Origin of the sequence: Vibrio sp. 10N.261.54.A5 (assembly GCF_041471145.1) — a bacterium.
Taxonomy (GTDB): Bacteria; Pseudomonadota; Gammaproteobacteria; order Enterobacterales; family Vibrionaceae; genus Vibrio; species Vibrio crassostreae_C.
In genome coordinates, this window is record NZ_JBFRNU010000079.1 from 1 (window position 1) to 8,278 (window position 8,278).

Here is an 8,278-nt window from a genome sequence, read left to right on the forward strand (position 1 = left end):
GATGAACCACAAAAAAGCCTTCATTAACTTCGTGCTTACGTACAACGGCAAACAACACCTCCCAAAAACCACCGACCACAAACACCGTGGCATAAACGGGTAGAAAATAGAGTGCACCAAGCAACATCTGACTTGCCCAGCCACTTGCCATCAATGACTGCGCATCACCAAATGCCCACGACAGACGCCAGCTACTCTCGATAACCGAGGCAAGTTCATTTAATTGATAACTGGAGGTTAGTGCGAGGACGCTTTGGTGTCCGACGTTATACATCCCCCAGAACATTGCCGGGAAGGTCGCCAACCACACCAGAATCATGATGCGCTTTAGGTCAATGCTGTCACGAACATGGGTTATGCCGCGATTTACGTTGCCGGGTGTATAAAATATTGTCGCGAAAGCCTCATACACTGGGTAGAGCTTTTCGTACTTCCCTCCGGCTTCAAAGCGTGGAGCCACGTCTTCTAATCGTTTTTTTAAACTCATAATCTCAATCACCTTATTGCTTGAGTTATGGTTTTCTACGCATCAACCGTGCTATTTGAACAATTTTTAGCGATTTTTAATCAAATTCGTCTTGAAGAACGAGAGTCTATAAGTCAAACCTATGTTGAAAAAGAAGGGTGTATAAACAACAAAGCCCCAGCAATGGCTGAGGCTTATTTGGTTTGGTAACGGTCGTCGTTACTTAACGCACATCACATTAAGCAATGAAGAACCTTTCAATTGGTTGACGTTACCGTTGGTAAACAGACCTTTCTTATCTGCGCCCCAATAAGGGAGATGCATTGGCCAGTTCTGTTTTTCCATAACCTTTGAGTTCAAGATGCTCTGCCATTGCTTTTCACTCATCAGCTTCATGTTGACCTGATTACACACCAATTCAGCGCTATCGTAATCTAGGCGGCTCCAAGGCTTACCTTGCTCCATGTAGAACTGTTGTTGATGGTCTAGAAGGTAAGGGATCGCATACTGGCTACCCGCAACGTCTGCTTTCACGCGAATCTCGATCTCTAGATCATTGTCTGAGCTCGCGTTGCCGCTTGGTAGCGTCTGAATAGCTGCCGCACTCGTTACCGCCGCCGCTTGCTTAGCAGCCACAGGTTTCGGGGCAGGCTTAGCTTCTACTTTTGCAGTAGCCTTGGGCTTAACCGCTTTTGGCTCTGCTGATTTTGCCACAATAGGCTGTGATGAGGTTTTCGACTTATCAACCATTCGAATAAAGGCTTCACCGTAACCAGGAACCTTACGTACCTGAGTTAGGTCTTTTCTCGCATCAGAAAAGGTAGAGTAAGGTCCGATTAAGCAACGGTAGTCTCCGCCTTCCGGCTTCATCCAAACGTTGGTCGAGATCTTCTCATACAGAGGCTTTGCTCTGCTCAGTGACAGAGGCTTGTTCAGCAGGCCACATTGAACCCAAAACAGTTCGTTATCTGAATGACGTTTTGGTGCTTTACTGCCCCACACGCCCTTACCGATCGGACATGATTGCTCTAGCTGTGGTAATTGGTTGGTGCTTGCCTGAGTTGCATCACATAGAACCGACTCTGCATTCACTTGGCTCGATACCAAAAGAGATGCAGCGATAAGTCCCATACGATAATTTCTCGTCACAGCACGACATACAGCATTCATTGTCAATTTCATAACCACCACTTAAACCCTTGCGGGCTAATTATTACCGAATCTATGTCGATAAAACATGAATTCCATTTTAACTATTATTGACACTGTCAATAATACTAAGTTCCAGATCCATTAAGCAAAAAAAGAGCCGTAATTGCTTACGGCTCTTAATTTAGTGACTTTTTTTACTAAAAATCAAACCGGGCTATCACCCTTTATAAATTTTCGGGTTAAACACGTCACGTAACCAGTCGCCTAATAGGTTAATAACGAGAACCAATGTTACCAAAAGCACACCTGGGAATGCTGTGATCCACCATGCTCCTGAGAAAATGTAGTTAAAACCAGTACTGATCAGGGCACCGAGTGACGGTTGGTCTACCGGAAGACCTAAACCGAGGAAAGAAAGTGCCGCTTCTGACATGATGGCATTTGCCACCTGTACCGTAGAGATAACCAAAATAGGTGATAAACAGTTAGGCAGAATATGGCGGAACATGATGCGAGGCGCTCTAAAGCCCATCACACGTGCCGCTTCTACGTACTCTTTCTTCTTCTCTGCCAATACCGATGCACGAATCGTACGAGCATACTGCGGCCATTCAGCAATACCGATGATCACCACCAGCATAACAACCGCATATTGCGCGTAGAAGTCACTACCGAAACTCGCCTTGAAGATGGCCGAGACAATGATCGCAACCATCATGGTTGAGAACGAAAGCTGAACATCGGCAAAACGCATCAGGAAGCTATCAATACGACCACCGAAGTAACCTGCAGACAAGCCAATGATGATACCGAGAGTCAGCTGAAGACCTACCGCTAGGAAACCGATCGTCAATGACAGACGCGAGCCGTAAAGCATCGTAGATAAGATGTCACGACCCTGCTCATCAGTACCCAGTAGGAAGCGTTCTTCGCCGTCTTCCATCCAAGATGGTGGCAACTCAGAATCCATGATGTCGATAGACGTCACGTCATACGGGTCTGTTGGCGCTAGAATCGGTGCCGCTAATGCCATAACAAGGAAAGCTGCAAAGATAGCGAAGCTCACCATTGCCACTTTGTCACGTAAGAAGTAGTACAGAATGTCTGACTGCTTGAATCGCTCCCAACGAGATGGAGCTGTTGTTGTTTGTTCCATGATTATGCTCCTTTCCCTGTGATGTTCACTGTTGGGTTAATGATGCCGTATAGCAGGTCAACAATGGTGTTAGTTACTACGAAGATCAGGCCAACGAAGATAACGTATGCGGTAATCAGTGGTGTATCCACTCGGTTAATCGCTTCAAGGAATAGGAAGCCGGTACCCGGCCACTGGAATACAGTTTCAGTAAGAATGGTGTAAGCCACCATAGTACCGATTTGAACACCGCCTACCGTTAGTACTGGCAGCATTGTGTTTTTCAAAGCGTGTTGGTAGTAAATCTTGTTCAGCGCTAGACCTTTTGCTTTACCAAACTTGATATATTCAGAGCTAAGAACCTCGAGCATTTCAGAACGTACTAGACGAATGAATAGCGGCAGCATGATAGATGCCAGAGCAATACTCGGCAGCACTAAGTGCGCAAGACCATCGAGCGTTAAGAAGCCAGACTCCCAACCAAACCAGTTTGCGGTATCACCACGTCCGAATGACGGCAGCCAACCGAGTTCAATAGAGAACACATACATCAGCATGATTGCGGTTAAGAAAACAGGTACCGAGATACCGATACTACTGCCCGCCATCACCAGTTTGGTGAAGAAGCTTTTTGGGTGTATTGCAGAATAAACGCCGAGTGGAATCGACAGACAAACGATGATCAAAGAAGCGCCAAACACAAGTTCAAGCGTCGCGACCAATTTGTCTAAGATTACGTCCACAGCAGGGCGTTTAAAGAAATATGAAGTACCAAGATCACCTTGTAGAGCTGCGCCCACAAAGCGAGTGTATTTTGTAATGAAGGGATCATTTAAGCCGAGTTCATCACGCAGCGCTTGACGCTCCGATTCTGAAACAGATTGACCGACTAACTCACGCAACGGGTCGCCCAGGTTATCCTGAATGGCAAACGCCACCAAACTGATCACAAACATCACTATCAGTGCCTGAAACAGGCGCTTGACCAGAAACGTAACCATTCCTTGCCCCTTATCTATCCATGACTATCTAGTCGAAATCCGCGACTAGATAACAAAATTCAGTCTTAAAAAAGGTATTTAGCCAGACTGAAGGAAGACCAAATACCGAAACTTAAATCTATTTCTTAATAATTTGAGAGCCTGAAAAGCTTCAGGCTCTCGATTCTAGCAAGCTAGATTATTTTACAACTAGGTCGCCGAAGTAAGGCATAACCATTGGGTTTACTACGTCTGCTGCACCTACATTAGACTTCGCGCCCCACGCTTCACTTTGCCAGTGTAGCGGTACGAATGCTGCGTCGTTGTAAAGTGTTGCTTCAACGCCTTTCAGCATTTCAGAACGCTTAACTGGGTCAGTTTCAGTGTTAGAAGCTTCTACGATCGCATCCATTTCTGGGTTTGAGTAACCAGAACAGTTGTATTGACCACGGCCAGTTTCTTCGTTACGAGTCATAGTTAGGAACTCGTTGAAGTTAGCTGAATCTTCTGTATCTGAGTGCCAGCCGATCATCATCATATCTGCTGAACATAGGTCAAACTCAGGCCAGTACTGTGCTTTAGGCATAGTCTTAAGATCAACTTTGATACCAATCTTAGATAGCATTGCCGCAGACGCTTGCGCTACTTTCGCATCGTTCACGTAACGGTTGTTTGGTGCCATCATAGTTAGCGTAAAGCCATCTTCGTAGCCCGCTTCTTTCATCAGCTCTTTCGCTTTTTTCAGATCGTAACGAGGAACTAGGTCTTCGTTGTGACCCGCGTAGCCTGTTGGGCTTTGCTGACCAGCTGCTGTTGCGAAGCCTTTCATGATCTTCTTAACGATACCTTCGTTGTTGATTGCGTGAACAATCGCCTGACGAACGCGAACATCTTTAAGTGCTTCGTTGCTGTTTTGGTTCATTTGGAACGTGATGATACGAGTACCAGGTAGCGTCACTAGATCGATGTTCTTAGCGTTTTTAACACGCTTGTGATCGTTTGGTGCTACTGGGTGAATCATATCAACGTCGCCAGAAAGAAGTGCTGCAACACGTGTCGCGTCTTCTTTGATTGGCACAAGTGTTAGCTTGTCTACGTTGCCTTCAGTTTCTGTGTCCCAGTAATCGTTGAAACGCTCGAACGTTACTTTAACGCCTTGCTCACGCTGCGTTACGATGAATGGACCAGTACCTGAAACGTTAGTCGAAGCAAACGAGTTACCGTGCTTAACTAGCTCAGACTTGTCTTTACCTTCCGCTGTTTGGCCAGAGTAGAACTTGCTGTCCATTGGGAAGATGTAAGTTGCTGTTTGTAGTACTAGTGGGTAAGCCGCTTTTGATACTAGCTCAACTGTGTAGTCATCCACTTTTACCATTTTTTCGTATGGCGTGAAGATAGACTTAAAGTCTGGAGAAGCTTGTAGACGTTCAAAAGTCCACACAACATCATCAGCAGTCAGTTCGTTACCAGAGTGGAATTTCACACCTTTACGTAGGTTGAAGCGGAAAGTCGTTTCATCAACACGCTCCCAGCTAGATGCTAGGCGGCCTTCAAAATCCATCTCTTGAGTGAAACGTACTAGAGGGTCAAACACCATGTGAGACATTTGCAGTGTGCCACCAGACAGCTGCTCGTGCGGGTCAAGTGATACTGGGTCAGCTGCGTAGCCAACGGTAATATCTGCTGCTGCTGCACTAAAGCTTAGGCCAGCTGCCATTAAAGCTACTGCTAATTTGCTTTTCATGGTTTTCATTGCATAACTCCTTCATGCGGGAATCCAGATCCCTAGTTGTTGTATTTGCGTCTGTTTATTGTTGTTAGCAAGCTAAACTCCAGCCTGCTGATTTTTATACCGCGGCTTGTGCCACTGCTTTTTCTTCTCTTAAGCCTGTAAATTCAGGCATTAAAGAAATCAGTTGTTTGCTGTATTCATGCTGAGGCGATTGGAACAGCTGCTCCGTTGGCGCAACCTCCAATAATGTCCCCATCTGCATCACACCAACACGGTCACACATTTGGCGAATAACCGGTAGATCGTGACTGATGAACAGCATGGTTAGGTTTAGCTCGTCTTGTAAGTCTTTTAGTAGGTTAAGAATCTGAGCCTGTACCGACACGTCCAGTGCCGATGTTGGTTCATCACAAATCAAAAGACGTGGGCGAGTCGCCAAAGCGCGAGCGATAGAAATACGCTGACGTTGACCACCTGAGAATTCGTGTGGGTACTTCACCCCAGCCATTTTGCCTAAACCCACGTGCTCTAGCAGGTCGTTCACGATCTGACGAGTTTCATTTTCGTTGCGAGTAAGCTTATGGAATCGGATAGGTTCAGCAATGATGTCGAATATCTTCATTCGAGGGTTCATTGATGTGTAAGGGTTTTGGAAAACCATCTGCATTTGACGACGCATAGGGCGACGTTCTTTTTCAGATTTCAGACCAGTAAGATCAACGCCTTCAAACGTTACCTTGCCTGAGTTTGGTGCGTACAAGCCAGCAATCACACGAGCAATCGTTGATTTACCTGAACCTGATTCACCTACTAAACCAAACGTCTCACCTTCATGCACTTCAAAGCTCACGTTGTTTGATGCTTGAACGTACTCACGACGGCTCTCAAAGAAAGAATCTTTGGTAGTAAAGCGTAAGTTTACGTTCTCAACGTTCAACAGAGGGCCAGTGTAATCACGGTGATCTTGGCTTTGACCTAACCAGTGGTTCTTCACATCCAATGGTTCCATCTCTTGTGCTTCTTCGATGTAGCTAACAAGAGGGAAACGATCGAGTTTGCGATCCGAACGAGGAACCGCAGAGATAAGACTGTGTGTATATGGGTGCTCAGGAGTACCCAGAACTTTCGCTGTTGGGCCAAACTCAACTAAGTCACCACGATACATAACGGCTACGCGGTCGGTAACGTTAGATACCACGCCCATGTCGTGCGTGACCAACATGCAACCTACGTTCTTCTTAATACATAGGTCGCGAATCAAACCCAAGATCTGGTCTTGGATAGAAACATCCAGTGCTGTTGTTGGTTCATCTGCGATGATTAGGTCAGGTTCACCTGCCAATGCGATCGCGATAACCACACGCTGACGCATACCGCCAGAGAATTGGTGAGGGTACTGCTTTAAACGGTTTTCTGGTTGTGGGATACCCACTTGGTTCATCAAGTCTAATGAGCGCTGGTAGGCTTCTTGATCCGAAACCTTCATGTTGGCATGAATCGTCTCTTTTAACTGCTGTTCTACTGTGAATAGAGGGTTAAGAGAAGTCATTGGGTCTTGGAAGATAAAACCAATCTTTGAGCCGCGAACAGAACGCATCTGTTCAGGAGATAAACCAGAGACTTTTTCGCCATCCAGAAATACCTCGCCGCTAGCAATGCGGCCAGGAGGGCTCAGCAAATCGATCACAGCATTACCTACTGTTGATTTACCTGCACCAGACTCGCCTACAACACCAACAATCTCACCACGTTCAATGTTGAACGAAAGTGATTTAACTGCGGCGTGAACTCCATGACGAGATGGGTATTCGATACGAAGATTTTTTACTTCTAAAAGTGACATTACCAGACCTCTACTGCTTTGGCAGCTTTCTGCCCTGTCTGCAAAATTGAATCCATTCTTACCAGAATATTGTTCTGATATTTTATACGGTTGACAATTTGGCAAATAATTCACAGAAAAGCAACAAAAATAGGATAAAAAGTCGACATTAAACGCTTAGCAAGCAAAAGTGCCACATAACTATTCACCAAAAGAGCATATAGTAAGAAAAATCAACATTATATTATCGGCAAGAAATACTCACAAACTCCTTACCACTACTTACTTGTAGAGTTAAAGCCGTGCTTCAAAGCAGATCTCACTACCAGTCACTAAAAACAAATAATTATTCCAAAAAACAATTAACACTATAGAAACAAACGCTAATTTTGTTAATTTGAACAAATAAAACAACCAGATAAACGTTAATTAGCCATACATTTAACCATCTGTATTATTTTGGTAAATACAAAACAGACAAACGAAAGGCCTAATAAATCAGAGGAGTTTTTGAACGACCAAATGCGTACAAAGCTGTCAAATTCAGGCCTTAGTGAGCAAATTTAGGGTCAGGTTTCACTTTTCATAAAAGTCTTTAGACCAAACCCATTAATATGTCGAATTATTGAGCACTCCATTTATATAAAATTAGATATAGAACTGTACATTTGATAAAGAAAGCAACTCTGTAGCAGCACCATTATCAAGCAGATCGTTAGGAATCTTTCTTATATAAGAAGGGGGGAGACAGAGGCGACACCAGACAAGGTGCCGAAGCAGGTAAGATCTCAACATTCAAAATCGATAAAAACTAAAACGACAGATGTAAAAAAGCTCCAATCTTTCGACTGAGGCTTCTTAAGTGATCGGTGAAGAGGCATTCTTTGAACATCAGGTGAACCCCCACTCTGTTCAAGTTATCTAAATTTCAGATGTAAAAAAGCCCTAGTCTTTCGACTAGGGCTTCTTAAGGTGGTCGGTGAAGAGGGAT

6 protein-coding genes are annotated in these 8,278 nt (G+C 44.8%); all 6 read right to left on the bottom strand.

What is annotated here, in order from left to right:
- Window positions 1-487 (bottom strand): RnfABCDGE type electron transport complex subunit D (locus tag AB4329_RS21050; RefSeq protein WP_372139220.1); only part of this gene is annotated, 487 nt, incomplete at its 3' end.
- A 198-nt stretch (window positions 488-685) separates the two neighbouring features.
- A complete protein-coding gene (locus tag AB4329_RS21055) occupies window positions 686-1,648 on the bottom strand; it encodes an SPOR domain-containing protein (protein ID WP_102398028.1) in 963 nt (320 codons plus the stop codon).
- A gap of 187 nt (window positions 1,649-1,835) precedes the next feature.
- Window positions 1,836-2,774, bottom strand: coding sequence for an ABC transporter permease (locus tag AB4329_RS21060; protein WP_017060135.1), 939 nt, complete (start codon window positions 2,772-2,774; stop codon window positions 1,836-1,838).
- 2 nt (window positions 2,775-2,776) lie between these two features.
- A complete protein-coding gene (locus tag AB4329_RS21065) occupies window positions 2,777-3,754 on the bottom strand; it encodes an ABC transporter permease (RefSeq protein ID WP_048612413.1) in 978 nt (325 codons plus the stop codon).
- Window positions 3,755-3,932: 178 nt separating this feature from the next.
- The gene (locus AB4329_RS21070; RefSeq protein WP_017631993.1) at window positions 3,933-5,486 is read right to left on the bottom strand and encodes an ABC transporter substrate-binding protein; all 1,554 of its coding nucleotides are present in this window, start codon (window positions 5,484-5,486) and stop codon (window positions 3,933-3,935) included.
- 94 nt (window positions 5,487-5,580) lie between these two features.
- Window positions 5,581-7,308, bottom strand: coding sequence for an ABC transporter ATP-binding protein (locus tag AB4329_RS21075; protein ID WP_017060132.1), 1,728 nt, complete (start codon window positions 7,306-7,308; stop codon window positions 5,581-5,583).
- Between the last annotated feature and the right edge of the window lie 970 nt (window positions 7,309-8,278).